Origin of the sequence: Thalassobacillus cyri (assembly GCF_900107755.1) — a bacterium.
GTDB lineage: Bacteria > Bacillota > Bacilli > Bacillales > Halobacillaceae > Thalassobacillus > Thalassobacillus cyri.
Genome location: NZ_FNQR01000005.1, coordinates 105,371 through 129,890, shown reverse-complemented (window position 1 = coordinate 129,890; position 24,520 = coordinate 105,371). Strand labels below are relative to the sequence as shown.

Annotated in this window: 23 protein-coding genes and 2 other annotated features; of the genes, 3 read left to right on the top strand and 20 right to left on the bottom strand. The window is 41.5% G+C overall.

Annotated elements, in window-relative coordinates:
* The 6 genes from BLV00_RS08060 to zapA form a co-directional block, all read right to left on the bottom strand.
* Positions 1–1,710, bottom strand: coding sequence for a long-chain-fatty-acid--CoA ligase (locus BLV00_RS08060; RefSeq protein ID WP_093044260.1), 1,710 nt, complete (start codon positions 1,708–1,710; stop codon positions 1–3).
* Positions 1,711–1,950: 240 nt separating this feature from the next.
* The gene (locus tag BLV00_RS08055) at positions 1,951–2,358 is read right to left on the bottom strand and encodes a DUF350 domain-containing protein (RefSeq protein WP_093044258.1); all 408 of its coding nucleotides are present in this window, start codon (positions 2,356–2,358) and stop codon (positions 1,951–1,953) included.
* 19 nt (positions 2,359–2,377) lie between these two features.
* Positions 2,378–4,723 carry an endonuclease MutS2 gene (locus tag BLV00_RS08050; RefSeq protein WP_093044256.1) on the bottom strand — a complete coding sequence of 782 codons (2,346 nt, stop codon included), beginning with the start codon at positions 4,721–4,723 and terminating at the stop codon, positions 2,378–2,380.
* Between the two features lie 15 nt (positions 4,724–4,738).
* Complete coding sequence (gene polX / locus BLV00_RS08045; protein WP_093044254.1) at positions 4,739–6,463, bottom strand: DNA polymerase/3'-5' exonuclease PolX; 1,725 nt, start codon at positions 6,461–6,463, stop codon at positions 4,739–4,741.
* 68 nt (positions 6,464–6,531) lie between these two features.
* On the bottom strand, positions 6,532–7,080 hold the full coding sequence (locus tag BLV00_RS08040; protein ID WP_093044252.1) for a CvpA family protein: 549 nt from the start codon (positions 7,078–7,080) through the stop codon (positions 6,532–6,534).
* On the bottom strand, positions 7,073–7,360 hold the full coding sequence (gene zapA / locus BLV00_RS08035) for a cell division protein ZapA (RefSeq protein WP_093044250.1): 288 nt from the start codon (positions 7,358–7,360) through the stop codon (positions 7,073–7,075). The genes BLV00_RS08040 and zapA overlap by 8 nt, the downstream gene beginning before the upstream one ends.
* Positions 7,361–7,525: 165 nt before the next feature.
* Between zapA and rnhC the strand changes: the two genes are divergently transcribed.
* Entirely contained in the window at positions 7,526–8,449 is a 924-nt protein-coding gene (gene rnhC / locus BLV00_RS08030) for a ribonuclease HIII (RefSeq protein WP_093044248.1), read from the top strand.
* A gap of 218 nt (positions 8,450–8,667) precedes the next feature.
* On the opposite strand, the gene BLV00_RS08025 is transcribed toward rnhC, so the two are convergent.
* From BLV00_RS08025 to BLV00_RS08010, 4 genes are all read right to left on the bottom strand, one after another.
* Positions 8,668–10,029, bottom strand: coding sequence for a DUF2254 domain-containing protein (locus BLV00_RS08025; RefSeq protein ID WP_218131894.1), 1,362 nt, complete (start codon positions 10,027–10,029; stop codon positions 8,668–8,670).
* A gap of 516 nt (positions 10,030–10,545) precedes the next feature.
* Entirely contained in the window at positions 10,546–12,972 is a 2,427-nt protein-coding gene (gene pheT, locus BLV00_RS08020; protein ID WP_093044244.1) for a phenylalanine--tRNA ligase subunit beta, read from the bottom strand.
* 14 nt (positions 12,973–12,986) lie between these two features.
* Positions 12,987–14,021: a phenylalanine--tRNA ligase subunit alpha gene (pheS, locus tag BLV00_RS08015; protein WP_093044242.1), complete on the bottom strand. Its 1,035-nt coding sequence runs from the start codon at positions 14,019–14,021 to the stop codon at positions 12,987–12,989.
* Between the two features lie 139 nt (positions 14,022–14,160).
* Positions 14,161–14,390 (bottom strand) — a binding site (T-box leader).
* A gap of 49 nt (positions 14,391–14,439) precedes the next feature.
* Positions 14,440–15,177 carry a TrmH family RNA methyltransferase gene (locus BLV00_RS08010; protein WP_093044240.1) on the bottom strand — a complete coding sequence of 246 codons (738 nt, stop codon included), beginning with the start codon at positions 15,175–15,177 and terminating at the stop codon, positions 14,440–14,442.
* 101 nt (positions 15,178–15,278) lie between these two features.
* Here BLV00_RS08010 and sspI point away from each other — a divergent pair, with 101 nt between their 5' ends.
* Positions 15,279–15,491: a small acid-soluble spore protein SspI gene (gene sspI, locus BLV00_RS08005; RefSeq protein ID WP_093044238.1), complete on the top strand. Its 213-nt coding sequence runs from the start codon at positions 15,279–15,281 to the stop codon at positions 15,489–15,491.
* Positions 15,492–15,876: 385 nt separating this feature from the next.
* Here sspI and BLV00_RS08000 read toward each other — a convergent pair whose 3' ends face one another.
* On the bottom strand, positions 15,877–16,962 hold the full coding sequence (locus tag BLV00_RS08000; RefSeq protein ID WP_093044236.1) for a M42 family metallopeptidase: 1,086 nt from the start codon (positions 16,960–16,962) through the stop codon (positions 15,877–15,879).
* 83 nt (positions 16,963–17,045) lie between these two features.
* Positions 17,046–17,528 carry a dUTP diphosphatase gene (locus BLV00_RS07995; RefSeq protein ID WP_093044234.1) on the bottom strand — a complete coding sequence of 161 codons (483 nt, stop codon included), beginning with the start codon at positions 17,526–17,528 and terminating at the stop codon, positions 17,046–17,048.
* 114 nt (positions 17,529–17,642) lie between these two features.
* Between BLV00_RS07995 and BLV00_RS07990 the strand changes: the two genes are divergently transcribed.
* Positions 17,643–18,056: a sigma-w pathway protein ysdB gene (locus tag BLV00_RS07990; protein WP_093044232.1), complete on the top strand. Its 414-nt coding sequence runs from the start codon at positions 17,643–17,645 to the stop codon at positions 18,054–18,056.
* A gap of 25 nt (positions 18,057–18,081) precedes the next feature.
* Here BLV00_RS07990 and BLV00_RS07985 read toward each other — a convergent pair whose 3' ends face one another.
* From BLV00_RS07985 to thrS, 8 genes are all read right to left on the bottom strand, one after another.
* Entirely contained in the window at positions 18,082–18,654 is a 573-nt protein-coding gene (locus BLV00_RS07985; RefSeq protein WP_093044230.1) for a TVP38/TMEM64 family protein, read from the bottom strand.
* Between the two features lie 32 nt (positions 18,655–18,686).
* Positions 18,687–18,971: a DUF1294 domain-containing protein gene (locus BLV00_RS07980; RefSeq protein ID WP_093044228.1), complete on the bottom strand. Its 285-nt coding sequence runs from the start codon at positions 18,969–18,971 to the stop codon at positions 18,687–18,689.
* Positions 18,972–19,071: 100 nt separating this feature from the next.
* The gene (gene rplT / locus BLV00_RS07975; protein ID WP_093044226.1) at positions 19,072–19,428 is read right to left on the bottom strand and encodes a 50S ribosomal protein L20; all 357 of its coding nucleotides are present in this window, start codon (positions 19,426–19,428) and stop codon (positions 19,072–19,074) included.
* A gap of 40 nt (positions 19,429–19,468) precedes the next feature.
* Positions 19,469–19,666, bottom strand: a complete 198-nt coding sequence (rpmI, locus tag BLV00_RS07970) for a 50S ribosomal protein L35 (RefSeq protein WP_028783413.1) — start codon at positions 19,664–19,666, stop codon at positions 19,469–19,471.
* Between the two features lie 35 nt (positions 19,667–19,701).
* On the bottom strand, positions 19,702–20,205 hold the full coding sequence (gene infC, locus BLV00_RS07965; protein ID WP_143030699.1) for a translation initiation factor IF-3: 504 nt from the start codon (positions 20,203–20,205) through the stop codon (positions 19,702–19,704).
* Positions 20,206–20,283: 78 nt separating this feature from the next.
* Positions 20,284–20,411: a sequence feature (ribosomal protein L20 leader region), on the bottom strand.
* 252 nt (positions 20,412–20,663) lie between these two features.
* Positions 20,664–21,248 (bottom strand): ATP-dependent Clp endopeptidase proteolytic subunit ClpP, encoded by a 585-nt coding sequence (clpP, locus tag BLV00_RS07960; protein ID WP_093044222.1) that lies wholly within the window; start codon positions 21,246–21,248, stop codon positions 20,664–20,666.
* Between the two features lie 27 nt (positions 21,249–21,275).
* On the bottom strand, positions 21,276–21,923 hold the full coding sequence (locus BLV00_RS07955; protein ID WP_176791399.1) for a sigma factor-like helix-turn-helix DNA-binding protein: 648 nt from the start codon (positions 21,921–21,923) through the stop codon (positions 21,276–21,278).
* Positions 21,924–22,245: 322 nt separating this feature from the next.
* Positions 22,246–24,195 (bottom strand): threonine--tRNA ligase, encoded by a 1,950-nt coding sequence (thrS, locus tag BLV00_RS07950; RefSeq protein ID WP_093044218.1) that lies wholly within the window; start codon positions 24,193–24,195, stop codon positions 22,246–22,248.
* Positions 24,196–24,520: the final 325 nt, after the last annotated feature.

Genomic DNA, 24,520 nt, shown 5'->3' with positions numbered 1-24,520 from the left:
TCATACGGGTTCTGTACTTCCCGTACCCTGTTTGTTTTTTTCTTCTTCGATAAGGGTTCTGCGTAATATTTTCCCTACTGCTGTCTTCGGAAGCTCATCTCTGAATTCATAAATTCTCGGTACTTTATAGGCTGCCATATGTTTTCGACAGAAATCATTCAATTCCTGCTCCGAAACCGAAGAATCTTCCCTTTTAACAATAAATGCTTTAACCGTTTCACCACGGTAAGGGTCTGGAATACCTACTACTACAGCTTCCTGGACTGCCTCATGTTCATAAAGCACTTCTTCTACTTCTCTCGGATAAATATTAAATCCGCCGGCGATGATCATATCTTTTTTCCGGTCTACCACATAGAAGTATCCTTCTCCATTCATATAACCCAGATCCCCGGTACGGAACCACCCTTCTGCATTCAACACTTCATCCGTGTCTTCTTTTCGTCCCCAATACCCTTTCATAACTTGAGGGCCTTTCACTACAATTTCTCCTACTTCCTCAAACTCAGCTTCTTCATCACTTTCCATTCTGAAAATCTTCGCATCTGTATCCGGCCACGGTACACCGATACTACCATTTACTCTTCGATCCCATACAAAGTTAGAATGTGTGACCGGCGATGTCTCCGTCAGTCCATATCCTTCTACTAATTTCCCTCCTGTCACTCGTTCAAATCGCTCTTGAACTTCTACAGGTAAAGGTGCTGAACCACTGATACAAGCTTCAATGGAAGATAAATCATACTTTTTCAAACTAGGATGATTCAACAATGCAATATAGATAGTCGGTGCTCCAGGAAACAATGTTGGTCTCTGCTTATCGATTGTTTTCAACACTTCGCCGGCATCGAATTTTGGCAATAGAATCATTTTCGATCCCATCATTATTGATAGATTCATCACTGCTGTCATGCCATAAACATGGAAGAATGGGAGAACGCCGAGTACTATCTCTTCACCTCGTTTACACTTATACAGCCAATTCATTGACATTTGTGTATTAGCTACAAGGTTTAAATGGGTCAGCATTACACCCTTCGGATAACCAGTAGTTCCTCCTGTATATTGTAATAACGCAAGATCCTGCTCGGGATCGATATCAACAGGGATTACTTTGTCCTCAGTAGATTGTAGGATATTCTCCCAAAGATGCGTATCATGCGTCTGTTCCGGTGTAACTACCAGTTTATATTGACGCTTTTGAACGAAAGGGTAGATTCGGTTTTTAGGAAATGGCAAGTAATCCTTGATGCCTGTTATGATCACATGCTCTAAATCAGTATTCCCTTTGACATCACTTACTTTAGGATAAAGGATATCCAAACAGATGATCATTTTCGCTCCGGAATCGTTCATCTGATATTCCAGTTCTCTTTCCATATACAGTGGGTTGGTTTGAACGACAATCCCTCCAGCCATTAAGATTCCATAATAGGCTATCACTGACTGGGGGCTGTTTGGCAGCATGATCGCCACCCTATCTCCTTTTTCTAAACCCAGCTTTTGCATATATGCGGCAAATGTCTCTGTTTGTTGTAGCACTTCCTCGTACGTAATTTCTTTGCCCATAAAGTGAAGCGCTTTCTTTTTCGGATATAGATCAGCTGCTTCATATAAAAATTGGTGCAGGGCTTTTCTGTCATAATCTAAGGTGGCGGGAATTTCTTCTGGGTAATGACGATGCCATGGTCTTTCAAACTTTTCTGTCATCAGAATTCCTCCCTAAACTTCGCTTATATCTATTATAACGATTTATGCCCATAAAATGAATTATTATTTGAAATTTTGAAAAAATAACGTAGGTCTATAGTAACAAAAGAAGGACAAAAGACAGGTTTCAGACCCGTCCCTTGTCAATTTAAAATAACAAAAACCACGCCGACAATAATAAACAGGGCTGATACGACGCCCAGCACCTTTGCTAATGTTTCCATGCTTATTGTTCGCCCCTTAAATAATATTTGCTCCAATAACAAAAGAAAGTCCGACCGATATAACTAAAGAAATAAACCCTACAGCCCGGTTATCATTTTCTATTTCCGCATCTATTTTGAAATTAGGCGTCAAAAATTCGTAAATGAAATAGCCGATCAAAAGTAAGAAGAACCCATACAATCCCCACCCCATGGTTTGCAGCAGAGAATCATTGTGTTCAATGGAATAACGGAAAATATTGGCGATTCCGAATATTTTCCCTCCTGTCGCCATTGCTACAGCTAAATTTCCTTGTTTAATTTCCTTCCAGTTGTTGTACCGGGTCACCAGTTCAAAAACTGCCATAAAAATAACCAAACATAATATAACTACGCTGTACCTTGCCGCAGTCTCAATCAATGGGTGCTCCCAAAAGCTATTCATCTACGATCCCCCCTGTTTCTCAAGCAAATTCTAATATAGTAACCCCACCGCCGCCTTCATTCATTCCGCCAGAACGGTGAGACTTGATAGCAGGATGGTTATCCGCGAAATTTTTAACACCATTCCTTAACGCACCTGTCCCTTTCCCATGAATGATGGAAACTCTAGGGTAACCAGCCAATATGGCATCATCAATATATTTTTCTAAACGGGTTAAGGCTTCTTCATATCTCTCCCCACGCAAATCCAATTCTGTCTTTACATGGTAGCCTTTACCTTTGACTGTAGCCATTGGTTTTTCCTTCAAAGGCTGTTCCGACTTGATATATTCTAAATCTTTCCGCTTAGCCTTTACCTTCATTATCCCAACCTGGACTTGAAACTCATTTTCACTTATGACATCTATAACTGTACCATTCTGATTCAGGGAAAGCAGCTTGACTTCATCCCCAGCTTTTAACTCACGTTTACCTGCGCTTGAAGGTTTGTTTTGTTTCTGTTTCTTATTAGCAAGTTCCGGCCGTGCTTCCTCTAATGTTTTACGTGCTTCAATCCACTCATGCTCTTTGAAGTCTGCCTGCTGTTTCCGATTACGTAATTCTTTTACAATTTCTTCAGCTTCCATTTTAGCCTTTTCTACAGCCTTTTCAGCCTTCTGTTCCGCACGTTGATAAAGTTGTTCCCGCTTGTCTTCGAACTTTTTCCAATTATCTTCCAATTCTCTGTGAAGCTCCTGGGCCTGCTCTAAAATCTTCTCTGCTTCTTCATAATCCCGGTCCGCTCCCCTTGTAGATTCTTCCAGGGAAGCAATCATATTTTCAACACTTTTCGAATCACTGCCAATATGGCCTTTAGCTGTTTCTATTACGTGTTCATCCAACCCTAAACGCCTTGAGATCTCAAACGCATTGCTTCGTCCTGGCACTCCGATCAATAACCGGTATGTAGGCTGTAAGGTTTGTATATCGAATTCAACCGACGCGTTGATGACACCTTCCCGGTTATAACCATATGCTTTTAATTCAGGATAGTGCGTGGTTGCAATCACCCTTGCATCTCTTTGGACCACTTCATCCAAAATAGACATAGCGAGTGCTGCTCCTTCTTGCGGATCTGTGCCGGCCCCCAGTTCATCAAATAACACCAAGGTTTTGTCATTGACGTATTGGAGTATATCCACAATGTTAGTCATATGGGAAGAAAAAGTACTTAGGTTCTGTTCGATTGATTGTTCATCTCCAATATCCGCAAAGACATTTTCAAACACTGCCATTTCTACCCCATCAAAAGCAGGGATCTGAAGTCCAGATTGAGCCATCAACGTACATAGGCCGACCAGTTTCAAGGTAACTGTTTTCCCGCCCGTATTAGGACCGGTGATTACAATAGAAGTAAAAGATTCACCCAGTTCGATATCATTTGCTACTACTTCTTCTTGATTGATTAAGGGATGTCTCGCTTGTTTCATTTTAATGATTCCACGATCATTCATAGCAGGCATGGCTGCTTTCATGGATTGCCCAAGCTTGGCTCTTGCAAACATAAAATCTATTTTTTGGAGAAGTTCCACATTTTGATAAAGGAAAGATTTGTCCGAAGCTATAGCCTCTGATAATTCTTTTAAAATCCGTTCGATTTCATGTTTTTCCTGGACTTTTGCTTCTTGAAGTTGATTGTTCAAGTCCACGATGGCCTGGGGTTCAATAAACAACGTAGCACCTGAAGATGATTGGTCATGCACGATACCCCCAATCGACCCACGGTACTCCTGCTTTACTGGAAGTACATACCTGTCATTTCGGATGGTTACAATAGCATCTGATAACATTTTACTTTTTGACTTTGTATAACTGTCCATTTTATCCCGTACTCTGCTTTCATAGGTACGCACACGAGAGCGGATCGTGCGGAGTTTATCCGACGCACCATCCATCACATGACCGTTGTCATCAATACACCCCCGGATTTGCCGCTCTAATTCATTTAGGGGAACAATCCCTTCTACTAAACCACGCAGGATAGGGACCACAGGCTCTTCCATTTGGTCGATAAATCTTTTCATCTGTTTTCCGCCATATATAGTTGAAGCGACATCCAAACATTCTGATGGGCTCAACACGCCCCCAATGGTAGATCGCTTAATGCTCGGTTTAATATCAAAGATACCTCCGAGCGGTACATTGCCATGTAATCTAATCACTTGAGCAGCTTCATCTGTCTCGTTTTGCCACTGTACTACTTCTTCAAAATCAGTGGATGGCTTTAAGGCGGCAGCTTTAGCTTTACCGAGTGAAGAAGCTGCAAATTCCGCTAATTGATCAATAATTTTTTTATACTCTAATACATGAAATACACGTTGATTCATGAGTGATTGACTCCTTTATTTCTCAGCTTTCCCATGGAAAAGGTTCACTAGCTCCTCCTTTTTCCAGGTATTGATGACATTTTCTTTTCGCAGCCATCCTTTACGTGCTGCCCCAACACCTATTCTCATATGGTCCAGCATGGAATAGTTATGAGCATCCGTATTGATAGCTACTTTGACACCAGCTTCATGAGCTTTGATTAAAGTTTCCCAACTCAAGTCAAGCCTGTTCGGGTTTGCGTTCAGCTCCAACACTGTTCCAGTTTGCTGAGCTGTCTCTATTAATACGTCCAAGTCCACAGCATATCCTTTTCTTCTGCCAATCAAACGCCCGGTCGGATGGGCGATCATATGAACATGAGGGTTCTCCATAGCATTGACTAACCGTTTCATGATCTTATCTTGAGATTGATTGAAACTTGAATGAATCGATCCGATTACAAAATCCATCTCCTCCAGGAATTCATCTTCAAAGTCAAGGGTTCCATCAGGAAGGATATCCATTTCAATTCCTGCAAAAATATGAAAGTCGTCCATTTCTTTGTTCAGCTTATCTATTTCTTTCCTCTGTTTCCGTAAACGTTCCTCATTTAATCCGTTTGCAACTCGTAAATATTTTGAGTGATCGGTAATTGCAATGAATTCATAGCCTTTCGCTTTTGCCTCCTCTGCCATTTCTCGAATGGACTGGGCACCATCACTCCAAGTGCTGTGCATATGAAGGTCTCCTCTAATATCCTTCATATCTACTAAATCAATTTTCTTCTCTGCTTTTTCAATCTCCCCTAAATTCTCCCTGACTTCAGGAGGGATCCAGCTGAGCCCAAAGTGAGCAAAAAAGTCTTCTTCTTTTTTGAACGTTGTCACTTCTCCAGTTTCAATGTTTTCAATTCCATATTCACTGATTTTTTCATTTTGCTGTTTCGCTAATTGGCGCATCGCCACATTATGGTCCTTCGATCCTGTAAAATGGTGGAGTGTTGTCGCAAATTCTTCTGGTTTCACGATCCGGAAATCAATGTTGATATCGTAACCTTCATTTACCACTACGGATACTTTCGTTTCTCCGGATGCGATCACTTCCTCTATATCTTCGTACTCCAACAATTGATCACGAGTTGCTGGAGCATCTTCTGATACGATGATAAAGTCAATGTCCTTGATCGTTTCCTTCATTCTACGTAAACTTCCAGCCCTGGAATAATGTTTTACGGTCTCCAAGCTATCCAGGAATGCTTCGATTTTTTCTGCTAGTGGAAGCATCATGGCGATCGGCAGTCGTTCTGGTCTGCTGTCTGCGTCTTCCAATGCTTTTAAGATCTTTTCTGCTGATTTTTTTCCAAAACCTTGCAGTTGTTCGACGCTTCCATCTTCACACGCTTTCTTCAGGGATGCGGCATCCGTAACACCAAGTTCCTGATATAATTTAGATAGCTTTTTTCCCCCAAGGCCAGGTAAGTCAAGCAACGGCACTAACCCTTTAGGCACTTCTTCCTGAAGTTGGATCAATGTATCCGATTGACCGTTGTTGATATATTCGTTAATAACTTCAGCAGTTCCTTTTCCTATCCCTTTCAACTTAGTGAAGTCTTCGATTTCACTTAAGGATCGCTCGTCCTGTTCTAAGGCTTGAGCAGCTTTTCTGTATGCAGATATTTTAAAAGGGTTCTCTCCTTTCAGTTCTAAATAAACAGCTACCTGTTCCAGTAACTTAATAACCTGCTTCTTATCTACTGCCATGTCATTCAACTCCTCTTTATGAGTTTAGTGATATCGTAAAGAAAAAACTTCTCCAAGTAAGAGAAGTTTTATACTAGTGCTGCTACATGCTCAAACCACAGCGTTTTCAGCTGCTGTGAGAACATTGGCGTGTGTTCGATTATTGCCTGGGCAATTCCGGCGTTATCCAGTGCACTTTGCACTGACTCAATCGGCATCAGGGCTGCGATAGAGAGTAAAATGAACAAAATCAAGTATGTCTCAATAAAGCCTAAAACGCCTCCTAACAATCCATTCAATGTTTTTAAAACAGGCAGATCAGCCACGAAATCCAGCATAGAGGCAATGATTTGAACGATGATTTTCACACCAAAAAATAGAATGGCAAAGGCAACCGCATTATAGAATGCTACTTCCAGCGGCAAGCTATCTAAAAATACGGACCACTCTGCATTTTCAGGCAAATTCGGGTACGGCACCCAAAGTGTCAGTCGTTCTGCAAGGTCATCATAATATAGTACTGCTACTACAAAAGCGGCTATGAAGCCAATAATATGGAACAGCTGAAGAATAAAGCCCCTGCGTAATCCGTTCAGTATTCCAATAATCAAAATTATAATCAGTAATAAATCAATCATCTTGTTTTCTTTCCTTTTCTTCGTTGATTTTCAGCTTATCAAGAAGCTCATTATACGATTCTTTCAAGGCTATGTAATCATTCATTGTATTGACCGCAGTAAGTACTGCAAGTCTGGAAGTATCCAGAGAACGATTTCCCTCTTGGATTTCACGCATTTTTTGATCCACAAGTCCCGCCACCATTTTTACACGGTGAGCTGGCTCATCTCCCACAATGGTATAGGAACGATTATATATTTCAACCGTAGTACGTGATTTTTTATTTTCTGAATGGGACATATTATCCCCCCTGACAATAGAATCCTAAAGTTTATATTAACACGAAGGAGAAAAATTGGGAAACTAAATCTATCGTATACTGCATGGTTCTGTCTTATTCTGTCGTCTGATATACTTATCATGAGTGAAAGCAACCTAAACGTAGAAAGAGAGAGGAATTCATACATGGGCCAAGTTGTACTTAAAGTAACAAAACACACCCTGAACAAAATGAAAAATTATTATAAGGAACAAATAAAACCGGATATGCCTCCAGCTGCCTTATTTGTGGCAAAAACACCTGGAAGTACCATCACAGCCTATCAATCGGGCAAAGTTTTATTCCAGGGGAAAAGTCCTGAAGATGAAGCGGCTAAATGGGGGAAAGCTGACCAGCCCGTAAAGACAAAAGTTAAAAAGCAACACGCATACCATCCGCCAGAATCACTGTTCACGAGTTCCCACATTGGCTCGGATGAGGCCGGAACAGGTGATTACTTTGGTCCGATTACAGTAGCTGCTGCTTATGTAAAAAAAGACCAGGTTCCCTTGTTGAAAGAACTTGGTGTCAAAGATTCTAAGCATTTGACAGATGATAAAATCCGCTCTATCGCAAAGGATATTGTCCACCTGGAAATCCCTTATACATTATTGAAATTAGATAACAAAAAGTACAACAAGCTTCAAGCTAAAGGGTGGAGCCAGGGCAAAATGAAAACGATGCTCCACCATCACGCTTTAGAAAAATTGCTGGAAAAAATCAAGCCAGAACATCCTGACGGTATTTTAGTCGACCAATTTTCAGAACCTGAAGTATATAAGCGTCACCTTGCTACAGAAGGGAATAAACTACAGGAAAATGTCTATTTCATGACCAAAGCAGAAAGCTACTCAATCGCTGTCGCTACAGGATCGATTCTTGCGAGGGCAAGTTTCGTAAAAGCGATAGAAGCACTCTCTACAGAACTTGGACTGACTGTCCCTAAAGGTGCATCCCTTCAAGTAGACAGGACTGCAGCTGCTATCATCAAAAAGTTTGGCAGGAAGAAATTAGAAGAGATTGCGAAAGTACATTTTGCAACTACTCAAAAAGCAAACAAATACTTATAAAATGGTACTTCCCCCATTTCCCTTTGTTAATAAATGACCTTCCAGGTTAATAAATCCCCATAAGGCGGACAGTTTTATTTTTTTAATTGTCCACCTTATGGGGATCATCCCGATGGTACTGAGCTTATATATAGGTTTTATTTAATTAAAACATCCGATAGTTAAAGCACTTAAAAACAAAAACTATAGTTAGCGTTGCCGTTCATTTTTAGGATTACTTAAAGAGAAGAAGGCACGTTGGCGGCACTCTTCGAACTGACTCGCTGCAGCATATATTCAAGCAGGAAGAGATAATCCTTCTGATTCCCTGTATTTTTCGCAAGCTCGGATAATTGCTCTAAAATATACAAGCAGTCATTTTCGTACAGGCTATAGTTATCAAATCCAAAAATGGTCTGACGGGCAAATTCCCATAAATCATGGTGTACCTCATTATCCATTGTTTTACTAAGCAAGGATACCATTGTGATAAGCTCCGTCATCACGGTTGAGTTCTGGTTCGCATACTCACGAATGGAGGCAAAACCCTTATGAAGGTAATAACGAAAATCCTTTTGATTTAAGATAATACGAAGCTTCTGTTCCTGGTCGAAAAGGTAGGGAGATAAATTCGTAGACTGGCCAATGCTTTTTAACAAATCCGCAATCTGATGAATTGTATTTGTAACCGTAAGCGGGTCATTATGACCTAAAGCCTTGATGGCGACTTCGGCAAGCTTATTTAACCCATACTCCAGATCTTGAATTTCGGTTTGTTTGAGCCCGATCTCAATGAACTTGAAGTACCTTTCAGGATTAATGGTTTGTCCGTATTCCCAATAAGTAAACAGCGGTGTTCCTTCTACTACAAACTCCCCGATTCTAACCTCGAACTTCAGGAGGATACTATCTCTATTCGCCTGTTTGATCAGCCTTGAAAAGTCAGCGACTTGAAGATATCCGGATTGATTGGTTTTTATAACCTTCCCATCAGACTCAGGTGGGAGGGATTCTATCTCTACCTCTTTCTCCAGGTGGTAAGGCTTTAATTCTTTTTCCAGAGCAGCCTGCACCGATTTTGACTTGGCATTCATATTAAAGCTGATATTATGAACCTGCATCCAGGTGGTTGTATGGTTGATAAAATAAACAAACGTCACAGCAGCCGTAATAGCTGTCAGAATTGATAAGACTGGTGTCGCGACAATAAACTCCTCTTCTTCATGTGTTACATATAAAAAGTTTAAGAGCACATAAATAAAACTGCCGTTAAAGATACCGAGTACATGCTGTGTCGCTCGGTCACTGACAAAGTTTACAAGCATTTTGGAAGAAAACTGCCCGCTGAACGTCGTCAGGGCGACGAGTAGAGAGTTAATGGTAAAAGCGCTTAAGGTCAGCACTCCTCCTACGAGTGCACTCAAAAGCACCTGCAGGGTCTGTCCGCTGAAACCGATGGCGGCTGGCAGATATAAGCTGACATCCACCCCGTAATCAAGATAAAAGGTAAAAGCGGATAAACCGATCGCTCCAACGATATACCAAAAAGGCATAAACCAAAGTGTTGATTTTAATTCACTTTTCCGCTGACGTCTCGACATTTTAAAATATTTCTTTATATAGTAAAAGAACCCCATATGATCACCATTCTATTCTTAAGATTTAAATTCTCCTATTTCCTACCCTGGAAAGAAGTAAACTAACCTAAGTTTTAATGTTTCCCTCAAAAATAGGGAAAAATCTCCAGACTCCTTAACCTAGAAGGGCTCCGTTCAAGCTCCTTGTTAACTTGCAAATAAGCTCGCTGTTTGCTGATAGTTTTCGTTTCTTTTTCAGTTTAGAAAATGGGGTTTGGGAATAGCTCGCATTCCGCTGGGAAAATCGCAAGTCTTCATCGCACTTCACTCTCTGGGGTTCAACAGTCAATTCTTTCCCGCCCGAATAATGTTTATTACCATTCTGTTTATGTTGTGTGCAAATTCACTTGTTAATTCGGTAGGGTAACAAAAAAACGAGTATAAAATCTTTAAGATTTTATACTCGATTTAACCTGTCATTTATATTGATTTTTTACACATTATCTGAATTTATCCCGTAATACCGGCAAGTTCTTTTTTTCAGCCTCTTAATTCTGCCTGGTGCCTTTCCTTTACTGCGGATAGGATTTTTTCATGCGCTTTTTCAACTTCCTGATCCTTTAGGGTCCGGTTCGGATCCATATACAGGAGATTGAAGGCGATCGACTTTTTACCTGATTCTAGATGTTCTCCTTGATAAACATCGAAAATGCGTACATCTTTCACTAATGGAGCACCTGCTTCCAGTATCGTATCCGCAATTTCTCCAGCGAAAGATTGCTCGTCCACCACTAGGGCAATGTCCCTGTTGATGGAAGGATATTTAGGGATAGCCTGGAATGCTTCTTCTATCTCATAGCTATCGAATAAAACTTCCGCATTCAAGTCAAATACATAGGTTTCCTTTAAATCCAAATCATTTTGCAACTTCGGGTGTATTTGGCCAATAAAACCGATCACTTGATTATTGAGGAATACTTCCGCTGTACGACCAGGATGCATATCTGGGAGTTTAGCCTGTTGGTAACTCAATGGCAAATCAAGTAATTCAGACAACCCCTCTACGATTCCTTTAACAACAAAGAAATCGACGGATTTCTTCTCTTGCTGCCAAGGATGTACGTGCCATTCCCCAGTAAGGGCACCTGACAAACGTAACTGCTCCTTCGGCTGCACAATCACTTGTTCTTCTTCACTGATGAACACTGTACCAAGTTCATAATAAGCGAGATCTGTTTGTTTTCTGGCTATGTTATAAGAAAGAGAGTCCAGCAATTCCGGCAATATGCTCAAACGGAGATGGCTGTGCTCTTCACTCATAGGCATCGCTAACCTGACGGCTGCCTTTGCTTGCTCTTTTACCTCGCGACTGACCAGTTGCTCTGCTCGATTTGCTTTTGTCAACGAGTAAGTAATCGTTTCATCAAGCCCTGCTCCCTGTAGATAATTTTTGACTTTTCGCTTGAGTTGCTGGTGTAACGTGAGACCGCCAGCTTGCGAAGCTCCTCCAGGAAGTGTATAAGGAAGATTGTCATAGCCATAAATCCTTGCAATCTCTTCCAGCATATCTTCAAACAACTCTACGTCCCCACGGCGAGTAGGCACGGTGACCTTGAATAACTCCCCGTTTTGTTCATATCCAAATTGGAGCCGACGAAGAATATCAGCGATTTCCTCATCCGAAATGCCAGTACCCAGTCTTTCATTGATATGAGAGGTGGTGATTTCCACTTGCTCGGGCTCTCTATTCAAGTCATCGAACTCTACTACCCCGTTCAACACTGTTCCTTCAGCATACTTCTCTAGTAATTCACATGCTTTCTTACCAGCAAGGTTTACCCGGTTAGGGTCGACCCCTTTTTCATAGCGGGTACTGGCTTCACTCCTTAGACCATGATCCTTGGAAGATGTACGTACTGCGTTTGGGTGGAAGTAAGCCGCTTCCAGCAAGATATTAGTCGTATCCTCTTGTACTTCTGAATCAGCCCCACCCATGACTCCAGCAATTGCTGTCGGCTGTTCACCATTCGTAATCACTAAATGTTCAGGCTTCAATATGCGCTCCTGCTCATCTAATGTAGTGATTGTTTCATTTTCCTTCGCTCTCCGTACTACGACCTGGTCAGAGCCGAACCGATCCAAGTCAAAGGCATGAAGCGGCTGCCCATATTCAAGCAACACATAATTCGTAATATCAACTACGTTATTGATCGGGCGTACACCGGCAGCTATTAAGCGGTTCCGAAGCCATAAAGGCGATGGACCGATTTTTACATCCTTTATAATAAAAGCGCCATAATAAGGGTTTAAGTCAGGTGCCTCTACTTTCACAGAGATATAATCTGCAGCTGGCTCTTCCACAGGATTGATGACTTCTTCCTGTGGTGTGAATGGCTGATCTAAAATAGCCGCCACTTCATAAGCGACCCCTAGCATGCTTAGACAATCCGCACGGTTTGGAGTTAGTCCTAGTTCGATAATAATATCATCCAGATTCAACAACTCCACCGCATTGTCCCCGATTTTCACTTCGTCATGAAATACAAAGATGCCATCTGCAAATTCTTTTGGTACATCTTTCTCATCTACGCCAAGCTCTTGTAAAGAACAGATCATCCCATTAGATTCTACTCCGCGGAGTTTAGCTTTTTTAATTTTGAAGTCCCCTGGAAGAACTGCTCCTGGCTTGGCAACCGCCACTTTTTGGCCGGAAGCGATGTTAGGCGCACCGCAAATAATTTGCAGCGTCTCTTCTCCAACATCTACCTGACATAGATTTAATTTATCTGCATTCGGGTGCTGTTCGCAGGACTGCACATGCCCCACTACTACATCGGTCATTTTTTCAGCTATCGGGGCGACACTTTCTACTTCAATGCCTGTTTTTGTAATAAGCTCTGCCAACTCTTCAGGCGTATGACCATTTATATCAACATATTGTTTCAACCAATTTAAAGATACTAACATGGTAGACCTCTCCCTTACGCTTTATGGTATTGCTTTAAGAATCGAATATCGTTGGTATAGAAGTGGCGGATATCATCGACACCGTACTTCAACATGGCAATCCGCTCTGGACCCATTCCAAAGGCAAAACCGGAATAAACATTCGGATCGTATCCTGCCATTTCAAGCACATTAGGATGTACCATTCCTGCACCTAAGATTTCAATCCAACCGGTTCCTTTACATACAGAACATCCATCACCACCACAAACCTTACAGGAGATATCCATTTCGACAGATGGTTCAGTAAAAGGGAAAAAGCTGGGACGAAGGCGGATATCACGTTCTGATCCGAACATCTGCTTGGCAAATGCATTAAGTACTCCCTTTAAATCACTCATCTTGATATTTTCATCCACTACCAGACCCTCTACCTGAGTGAATTGATGTGAATGGGTAGCATCATCGGTATCACGCCGATAAACTTTACCAGGGCAAATCATACGAACTGGTTCATGCCCGTCTTTCTGCTTCATCGTACGAGCCTGTACCGGGGATGTATGTGTACGCAGCAGTAATTCTTCGGTAATATAGAAAGAATCCTGCATATCGCGTGCTGGATGACCCTTCGGAAGATTAAGTGCCTCAAAATTATAATAATCCGTTTCTACTTCAGGTCCTTCTTTAATTTCAAAGCCCATTCCGATGAATAGATCCTCGATTTCTTCAATGATACTGGTCAACAGATGAGGTCCGCCTATCTGAACTGGACGTCCCGGCAAGGTTACGTCAATACTTTCCTCTTCCAGTTGCTTTTCCAAAGCTTCTTCTTCTAACTTATTCTGCTTCGTTTGAATAGCCTCGGATATTGTTTCCCTTACTTCATTGGCTAATTGTCCGATTACCGGACGTTCTTCTTTGGATAATTTCCCCATCCCTCGAAGGACTTCTGTAATCGGTCCTTTTTTTCCAAGATATGCGATGCGTACATCCTGTAAAGCTTTCAAATCTTCGGCTTGCTGCACTTTTCCTAAAGCTTCTGATTGTAATTCCTGCAAGCGATCCTTCATCATTTGCTCCTCCTTTTTTACATTAGAAAACCCAGATAACCGTCAAGTCTTACTAGCGAGCCTAAGTTGATAATTTATACTTTACTTTTTTAACAATGTTAAATTTTCATAAAGTATAAAAAAAAGTCTCATCCCCTGGTAAAGGGACGAGACTTGTATGGTCATTTCGCGGTACCACCCTTGTTGACACACGTGTTGTGTGTCCACTTCATTACGGATAACGGAATTACATCCGGGACATCTTTATAATCAGATGCCAGCTCCAGAGTGAAAGTTCAATAATCACCACGATGGAAGTGCTCGCAATCTCTGGCACTTCTTCCCTGTATCGATCTTATGATCATCTACTGGCTCCTTCAACGCTATTCGCTCTATAACTATTCATATATTATAGAAAATCATTTTCAATCTTGCAAGTCTATATTTTCATCTGATACATTAAAATGCCTGCGGCGATGGCAACATTCAATGATTCTGCCTGGCCAACAATAGGAATGTACACCTGGCTATCAGCTAACCCAATCATATCCTCCTGTATACCAGCCCCTTCATTTCCCACTATAAGGGCGGCTTTTTCAGGGAAGGTTATTTCATGATATGGTTTGGCGTTTTCCAAAGTGGAAGCAAACACTGTCAGCCCTTGATGCTTCAACAGTGGGATCCATTCATACAGCTCCCCTTGAATAATAGGCAGGTGAAACAGAGAACCCTGCGTTGCCCGTATGACTTTTTCATTGAAGGGGTCGACGGAACCTTTTCCAATGATGACGCCATCAAATCCTGCCGCATCTGCTGTTCTTATCAGCGTACCCAGATTTCCCGGATCCTGGACAGCATCAATAAGTAAGACATGGTGAAAAGAGCGCGTTTCAAAATCCTTCATTTCCACAACTGCTGCTATTCCTTGTGGTGTTTCCGTTTCAGAAAGTGCAGCGAAGACCTCATTAGAAACTCGTGTAATCCTTTCTCCTTCTATCCAGTCAGGAAGATCAGCCTCTTCTTTGACAATCACTTCTTTGATTTCCCATTTACTTTGGATTGCTTCTTCCACCAAATGGTAGCCTTCAACAAGGAACGATTGCAATTTTTCTCGTTCGCGTTTCTTTTTTAATTTTATCCATTGTTTAACTCGTGTATTCTGTAGGGATGTTAGCATTACTTTACCTCTTTTTCTTAGCTTCTTTGACTATCATACATATTTTAAGGAAGAAAGGTCAAACTAACCAAAGAAAAAGTTAAAAAAAGGAGTGCTATCCAATGAACTTGAACTTACGTGAAGCTATTTTGTCTAATATTTCAGGAAATAACAGAGAGCAACTGGAAGCAACCATTGTGGATGCCATTCAAAAAGGAGAAGAAAAAATGCTCCCAGGTCTAGGTGTGTTGTTTGAATTAATTTGGCAGGAATCCAGCGAAAGTGAAAAAGATGAGATGCTTGAAGCCTTGGAACAGAGTGTCCAGCAGCAATAATCAGAACAAAAGCGCAAACACTTTGCTCACCCCCGACCAGCTTAAGCCAAGCCTCGCCGTGACGTTTTTTGTACTTTTAGATAAATCAAGTTGGTTTAAAGTATAAGTAAAACTAAGGCTTTCGCAATAAATTCCCGGCGATAAGCCAAGTTTTTCTAATCACAGCGAGGATTGACTTAAAACCTCGAGCGGTAGGCGCTGGCCGCTGAAAACCGCACATCCTTAAAAAAGACTTTGTATTTTTCTGCGAAGTACTTTCAATGAAGTAGTTATAGTGTGGCGACATCAGCACTTGCATGTCCTATGCGTCGGAGCTGGAGGCCATCCGCATAAATTCCTGAATAAGTACAAAAAAGCTCTGCCACGAATGGCAGAGCTTTTATAGTTAGTTGAAAGTAATTTGTTTGACAGTATCGGCATCCAGCTTTTTAATGACCTCTACAATCAATTTGACCGCATTTTCAAAATCATCACGGTGAAGCATAGCTGCATGTGAGTGAATGTAGCGGGTTGCAATGGTAATAGATAAGGCCGGTACTCCATTTGCAGTCAGATGGATAGCTCCTGAATCCGTACCACCGCCTGCAATAGCATCAAACTGATAAGGGATTTCTTTTTCATCAGCCGTATCTACTACAAAATCACGCAGTCCTTTATGGGAAACCATAGAAGCATCATAAAGAATGATCTGTGGACCTTCTCCCATTTTACTGGATGCGTCTTTGTCTGACACTCCTGGGGTGTCTCCTGCAATCCCTACATCAACACCAAAAGCGATGTCAGGGTTGATGGCATGAGCAGAGGTACGTGCACCACGTAAACCTACTTCTTCTTGTACGGTTCCTACGCCGTAAACGACGTTTGGATGCTTTTCATTTTTCAACTGCTTCAATACTTCAATTGCAATAGCGCAACCAATACGGTTGTCCCATGCTTTAGCAAGCAGCATCTTTTCATTTTTCATCTGGGTGAATTCAAAATAAGGAACGATTGAGTCTCCAGGACGTACCCCGAATTCCTTTGCTTCTTCTCTGCTGGAAGCACCGATATCAATGAACATATCTTTAATTTCAACTGGCTTCTTACGAGCTTCAGCCGGTAAAATATGAGGTGGTTTAGAACCGATCACACCAGTGACAGTACCCTCGCGAGTCACGATCGTCACACGCTGTGCAAGCATTACCTGGCTCCACCAGCCTCCTACTGTTTGAAAAGAAATAAATCCATTGTCATCAATACGGGTAACCATAAAACCAACTTCATCCAAATGGCCGGCTACCATAACTTTTGGACCGTTTGCTTCGCCTGACTTTTTCGCAATCAGGCTCCCTAAATTATCGGTATATACTTCATCAGCGAAAGGTGTAATATATTGTTTCATTACATCTCTAGCTTCTTTTTCATGACCAGGAATGGACTTTGCGTCGGTCAAGTCCTTCAACATGGTCAATGTTTCATCTGTTTTTGCCATATGTAATTGCCCCCTCCAAAAATTTTGACTATTTTATTATATCGTTTTTTTCTGTAATAAACAAAATATTTAAAAAAACGCTTTCAATACCCTTCATCCTGCCTCTGGTGATTTCGTGCATTCTTCTTATGATAGGCAGACTGAATGGCTTGTTCTGAAAAGCCCAAACCTGCTCCAAGACTTAAAAATGTTGAGAACATCTGTTGAAAGTTTTGTTTATCAGGAACAGATTTGAATTTGATTATATTCTCGTAAACCTGATGAAATCCTTCAGTCAAATCATACACTCTTTCAATTGATTGTTTCTCATAACGAAGATCTTTTTCTAACCCCAGAGAAAGCATGAAGTGAAGACCGTCTACATACTCTTCCAGAATAACCCCTTCCGGACTTGCTGATTTTTGACTCCAGAATTTGAAGCACCTTGTTTCATTAGCCAGCTCTCCGACCTCTACCAGGAGTGCCAGCACTTTATTTTCGAATAAATCAGCTTCTTCCAGTTTGTGATTTGCTTCAATATAACGATCCAACTGTAATTGTGTGTGAAATAGTTCGTCCCAATTCATCGTAGATTCATCCTTTTTAATAAATTTCTATCATAAATGTATCATTTCATGAAACGTTTGAGTATTTTCAAACGTAAACAAGTTAATTAATTCCTATTTCAGGAGGAAACCCTTATGATTGTCATTTTATTCCGGCTGCTAATATTGCTTGCAATCATTTCCATTTTTTATACCATTTACTCCTATATGTCGAGTCCGGGGAGAAAGCTGGAGCTGGCAAAACAGAGCAAAACGTTCTACATTTATGATGACCCGGATAATACAAAACAAAATTTCCTGATGACCTATAAAGGGGTCCTATTCGAAGGAGAAAAATATTTAGGCACAACTGAAAATGCCTTTGAGGTGGTTAATATCAATGTTTCGGCAAGGCAGCCGAATCAATTGAAGGGGATCGAACGTGACGACATTTATTTTCTTGAAAAAGAAATCCTGATCCGCTATCCTTACGCCGTAATTGAGTGGAAATATCCCCTTAATCGTCTGTTTATTCATCCACCAAAAGAAGAAAGCGAACACCCTTCCTAAAGGGCTGATGTTCGCTTTCCTCGTTTTAGCCATTCAGCTGGAAGAATTCATTCAAGGTGAGACTGTATTGTTTTTTGCGGAACAAATAAGTAATGATGGCAAGCATAAAAAGAAATAAGATCATCAAAGGCAGGGAGATTCTAGACAACCATTGACCGACAGTGGTATATACAAAGGCCAAGGGGATATTGGATAGGAAGGAAGCCTTTACGTAATCTTTGAAATCTACACAAATCTCAATCAGACAAAGGGATAAGAGATGAAAATGTATGAATGGCACTAAACGCAATACAGCCACCTGGCTAACCGTCAGCGAACTTTCCTGTTTCCATACTTTGTTTTTTAGTCGCTGTAATCGTTTCAGTATACTGGGTACACTCTTTATTATCCGGTAAAACACGGTGCTGGACAATGTGATTCCGACAATAGAATAAACCGTCCCTGCTACGGCTCCGAATAATACCCCTCCCGTAATGCAGATCAGCACCACCGGTAAAAAGAACAACGGCCGCAACACGTGAAACATAATGAATAATAACGGGGCGTACCAGCCACTCACCTCCATTACATCTACAAAGCCAAGCGTAAACTGTTCCATGCGTATCCCCCCTATCCTATACTATGACAAGATTAGGGTTGATATAACTCCAGGACAAGGTATCCGACAATTATCGCTTCTAACACCACCAGTAAAGGAAAACCGAATTTAAATGCTGCATGCTTTGTCTTATGGCGAAAATGCCGCATCCCAAGACTGCCACCAAGCGCCCCTCCAAGAAGCGCAACACCCCATAACTGTTTTTCCGGAATTCTCTGCTTTTGTCTACGAGCTCGGTTCTTGTCGAAGCCCATCATGACAAATGCCAGCACATTGACTGTACATGCATAAACTATAATATAAGTAATCAGATTCATGACTGCTCTTCTACCCCTTCTCCTTTAAGAAAAACTTTGTTCCCTATATGAAAGAGGCCACTCCCGGCGTACGGAAATGGCCTCTTAATTTCAAGCGATATTACTTAAGTGCTGTTTTTGCTTTTTCAGCAAGGCTGGCAAAACCTTTTTCATCAGTAACAGCAAGGTCAGCAAGAATCTTACGGTTTACTTCGATACCTGCAAGCTTAAGACCGTGCATCATACGGCTGTAAGAAATATCGTTCATACGAGCTGCAGCGTTGATACGAGCGATCCATAGCTTACGGAAGTCGCGCTTTTTCTGACGACGGTCACGGTATGCATATTGACCTGACTTCATCACTTGCTGTTTTGCAGTTTTGAATAATGAATGTTTTGAACCATAGTAACCTTTTGCTAATTTAAGGACACGTTTACGACGTTGGCGTGTCACTGTTCCACCTTTTACACGTGGCATGATAAATCCCTCCTATTTTGGATCCTATATCTCAGTTGTCTTATTTTTTTGGCAGCATTTGAGCGATACGTTTCAAGTCTCCCTTAGATACAAGGGTAGCCTTACGCAATTTACGCTTTTGTTTAGTAGACTTGTTAGCGAACAAGTGGCTTGTGAACGCATGGGAGCGTTTCACCTTTCCACTACCTGTCTTTTTAAATCGTTTTTGAGAACCTTTATGGGTTTTCATTTTTGGCATGAGTTGTTCCTCCTTCTGCTTAATTCAATGTGTGCTTATTTTTCAGCCAATGGAGCCAGCATCAAGAACATGCTTCGGCCTTCCATCTTCGGCTTCGTTTCGACTTGTGCAACATCTTTGCACTCTTCAGCCATACGCTCAAGAACTTTTTGACCAAGCTCTTTATGCGTAATGGCGCGTCCACGGAAACGTACAGAAGCTTTCACTTTATCGCCTTTTTCCAGGAATTTGCGAGCATTACGCAACTTCGTGTTGAAGTCATGCTCTTCAATACCAGGGCTCAAGCGAACTTCTTTGACCTTGATGGTCGTTTGCTTTTTACGCGCTTCTTTATCTTTCTTCTGCTGCTCAAAACGGTATTTACCGTAATCCATGATGCGGCAGACCGGTGGTTTTGCATTAGGAGCAACCAATACCAAATCAAGATTGGCATTTTGAGCAATCTCAAGTGCTTCCTGACGTGATTTTACTCCTAGTTGATCACCGTTGTTATCAATGAGACGTACTTCACGTGCTCGGATTTTCTCATTAACGTTCATGTTATCTTTGCTAATAACCAGCCACCTCCAAATTATTTTAGGAAATATAGAGATCTGTCATCGACAAGTGCTTTTAAACCAATAAAAAAAGTGTCGGCACATCACGATGCACCCACACGTATCCCATTCGAATTCAAAAGGATTAATGACCTGCCAACTGCTTTACGCGTCGATCAGGTGAGAAGCGGGTGCTTCTACTTGTCTCAGATCCGTTCTTTTGTTGTTCACCTAAAATATAATAGCACGGGATGGGTAACATGTCAACCATCCACCAGGTATCCATCAGACTGACTATATAAGAATATCGGAAACAGCAGTAAAAATCAACTGCAATTATAAACTGTCTCCTCAAGAAAGGGCCCTTGTTATTAAACAAAAATGACTTTGATTCCACCTGAGGGATGCTATAAAAACACTCCAACCTATATGCTGATTGGAGTGTTTTTATATGCTATTTCTTATTTATCCATGGCAATAACTTCGTCAATGATCCCATATTCCTTTGCTTCGGAAGCGCTCATGAAATAATCCCGATCAGTGTCTACAGCAACTTTTTCTATTGGCTGCCCTGTTCTTTCGGCAATTATTTCATTAAGGTGGCTTCGGAGCTTCAGGATTCGTTTTGCTGTGATTTCGAGGTCGGTTGCCTGCCCTCTTGCACCTCCTAGAGGCTGGTGGATCATAATTTCACTGTTGGGGAGGGCATATCTTTTCCCTTTTGTACCAGCTAGTAAAAGCATCGCACCGAAAGATGCGGCCATGCCGGTACATATCGTCCGTACATCCGGTTTAATGTAATGCATTGTGTCAAAAATTGCAAAGCCGGAGGTAGTAGAACCTCCAGGACTATTAATATATAAAGAAACATCTTTATCAGGATCATCCGCTGCTAAAAATAACAGCTGGGCTACAATACTATTTGCCATATTGTCATTAATTTCATCACTAACCATAATAATGCGGTCTTTCAGTAATCGTGAAAATATATCGTAGGAACGTTCCCCTTTGCTCGATTGTTCGATAACGTAAGGGATAGTATTCATAACCATTTCCTCCTTCATTCATGTCATTTATGACGCTAATGAGAGGACATTGGAAGGAGACTTATGAAAAGCTTTGTAAGGATGAGCGGAATGGGTAAAGATTTTTGAAACCACCCCGATAAGATCCGTAGGGTCCTGCAGTGTAATCGATCGGCTCAAAGCAGGGTATAAGATTTCATTAGCCTCCTCCGGCCAGCAAGATTCCTTATTGTTATCCGGAAGCCGTTTAATATTTACACGTGCACGATTCAACAGGGATTTGACCCCTGTCTCTGACATATCCATAACATCAGCGATTTCTGCTATTTTATATTGAAAAGCTTCCTTAAGAACAAATGAAACAAGCTGCTTAGGGGTAAGCTGCTTTGACAACTCTTCTACTAAATCGGAGCATATTTCGCCATTACTATTATCGGCCTTTTCCGGCAATTCACCATGAGAAAGGAGCGATTCTTTCTCATGTTTTCGCATGCGGTCGATCCATAGATGATACGCAATTTTCTTTAGCAGCGAAGCACTCCAATCCTCTTGATTCTCGTAATGTTTCAGTGCTCTTACTATTGTTTCTTGTGCGATATCTTCCCCATCCCACTTATCCTTTGTCAGAAAGTGACAATATTGATTCAGCTTTGGAACTAGTTCTTCTAACGGATCAGGCTTCCGTTTATGTTCCATTTTTGTGCTTGGGCCCATGCGCACATGCATCACTCCTTTTATCCTCTCAACCTTATAACGGATAAACACCGAAAAAAGATACGGGTGAAACAAAACTTTTCCACCTCGACTAATAATGTGGCCGTGTGCAGTTTCTTTAAGATTATGTATTGTTAGTGCTTATTATATCCCAATAATTAAAGAAATGGCTTCATCAATTCAGTTAATGCCGAATATCTTCATTAACTCTGGTATAACAAAAAACGAGTATAAAACCTTAGCGGTTTCATACTCATTTATAAATTCGATTGCTATTGTTCCCTTAGGTTCTGAACTACACCTGCTACTTTCTATTTAACAGCTTTTGCTCAATTTCATTTTTTATTTCCGCTTTGAAGGTATCTAATGGCTTAGTCTCTGAGTCTTTCTCTCCGTAACGGCGTACGTTTACAGAGTTGTTTTCGATTTCTTTGTCTCCGATAACAAGCGCAAATGGCACTTTTTGAATCTGTGCCTCACGGATTTTGTAGCCAATTTTTTCATCGCGCTCGTCAACTTCTACCCTTACCCCTTCCTCACGTAGTTCATCTTCCAGTTTCTTAGCATGATCCAGATGAGCATCGGCAGAGACAGGTATGATTTTTGCCTGTACCGGAGCAAGCCATGTAGGGAATGCTCCTTTATATTCTTCGATCAAGAATGCGACAAAGCGTTCCATGGTAGAAACAACACCACGGTGTATAACGACGGGGCGATGATCTTTTCCATCTTCTCCTACATAAGTAAGATCAAACCGCTCAGGCAGGTGGAAGTCCAGCTGTACAGTGGAGAGTGTCTCATCTTTTCCTAGAGCAGTCTTCACCTGTACATCCAGCTTAGGACCATAGAAGGCCGCTTCTCCTTCAGCTTCCACATACTCTACACCAAGGTCTTCCATTGTTTCTTTCAACATGGCTTGCGCTTTGTTCCACATCTCATCATTGTCGACATACTTTTCTTTGTCTTCAGGGTCACGATAGGATAAACGGAAATAATAATCGTTGATCCCAAAATCCTCATAGACTGCCTGCACGAGGCGTACGACACGGATGAATTCATCTTTCAACTGATCAGGACGGCTGAAGATGTGAGCATCATTTAATGTCATGGCACGGACACGCTGCAAGCCAGCTAATGCACCGGACATTTCGTGGCGGTGCATGGTTCCTAATTCTGCAATACGAACCGGAAGATTACGGTAACTGTGCAATTGATTTTTATAAACCATCATATGGTGAGGACAGTTCATCGGGCGAAGTACAAGGTCTTCGTTATCCATCTCCATAATTGGGAACATATCATCTTTATAATGATCCCAGTGGCCGCTTGTCTTATATAAATCGACACTTCCTAATACTGGAGTATAGACATGGTCGTAACCGAGACGTTCTTCTAAATCAACGATATAACGTTCGATTGTACGACGGATGGTTGCACCCTTCGGAAGCCAAAGCGGCAGCCCCTGTCCAACTTTCTGATTGACCGTAAAGATTTCAAGCTCTTTTCCAAGCTTACGGTGATCTCGTTCCTTTGCTTCTTCCAGGAGACGCAAGTATTCATCCAGCTGTCCCTGCTTTTCAAATGCAGTACCATAGATGCGTTGAAGCATTTTGTTATCACTGTCACCACGCCAGTAAGCACCGGAAATACTGAGTAGCTTGAATATCTTGATTTTGCTTGTCTTCGGAACATGGACACCACGGCATAAATCGAAAAATTCACCTTGTTTATAAATTGTAATCGGCTGATCTTCTGGAATATCATCGATTAGTTCAATCTTCAGCTCATCCCCGACTTCCCGGTACATTTCTTTCGCTTTTTCCCGACTGACTTCTAATCGTTCGATTTCAAGGTTCTCATCGACGATTCGCTTCATTTCTTTCTCAATTTTAGGAAGATCCTCCGGTGTCAATGATTCTTCCATATCAATATCATAATAAAAGCCGCTTTCGATAACAGGACCAACACCAAGTTTGACATTTCCATACAACCGTTTGAGCGCCTGGGCCATCAAATGGGCTGTAGAATGGCGAAGAACCTCCAGGCCTTCAGGATTTTTATATGTTACGATTTCAATAGCTCCATCCTCTTCAATCGGACGGCGTAAATCATACATTTCCCCATTCAGCTTGATGGCAAGGGCTTGTTTTTTCAGTCCTGAAGAAATATCACCTGCAATATCCTCCCCTGTCGTACCCTTCGAAAATCCTTTGACATTACCGTCCGGGAAAGTGATTTGAATTTGTTCAGACATGGCCTTTCACTCCTATCTTTTTGTGTAAATAAAAAACGCCCATCCCTCTGCTCTATTGGCAAAGGGACAAGCGTTAGCTCGTGGTTCCACCCTAATTCCCGCTAAAATCATGCGGCTCTTTGACATCTTTAACGCAGACCATACGCTTTCTGTTACTGTGGTTTTCACAGAAAGGGTTCAGAGGTGGTGAACGGAAGTTCGTATGCAGGAAGCTTTCAGCCGGTGGCTTCCCTCTCTTATGCATCGGTGACTTGCGTCCGTGTCCTCATCGTTACCTTGATGTTATAGGATATGTACGTATTATAGCGATAGTGCAAAGAGAAAT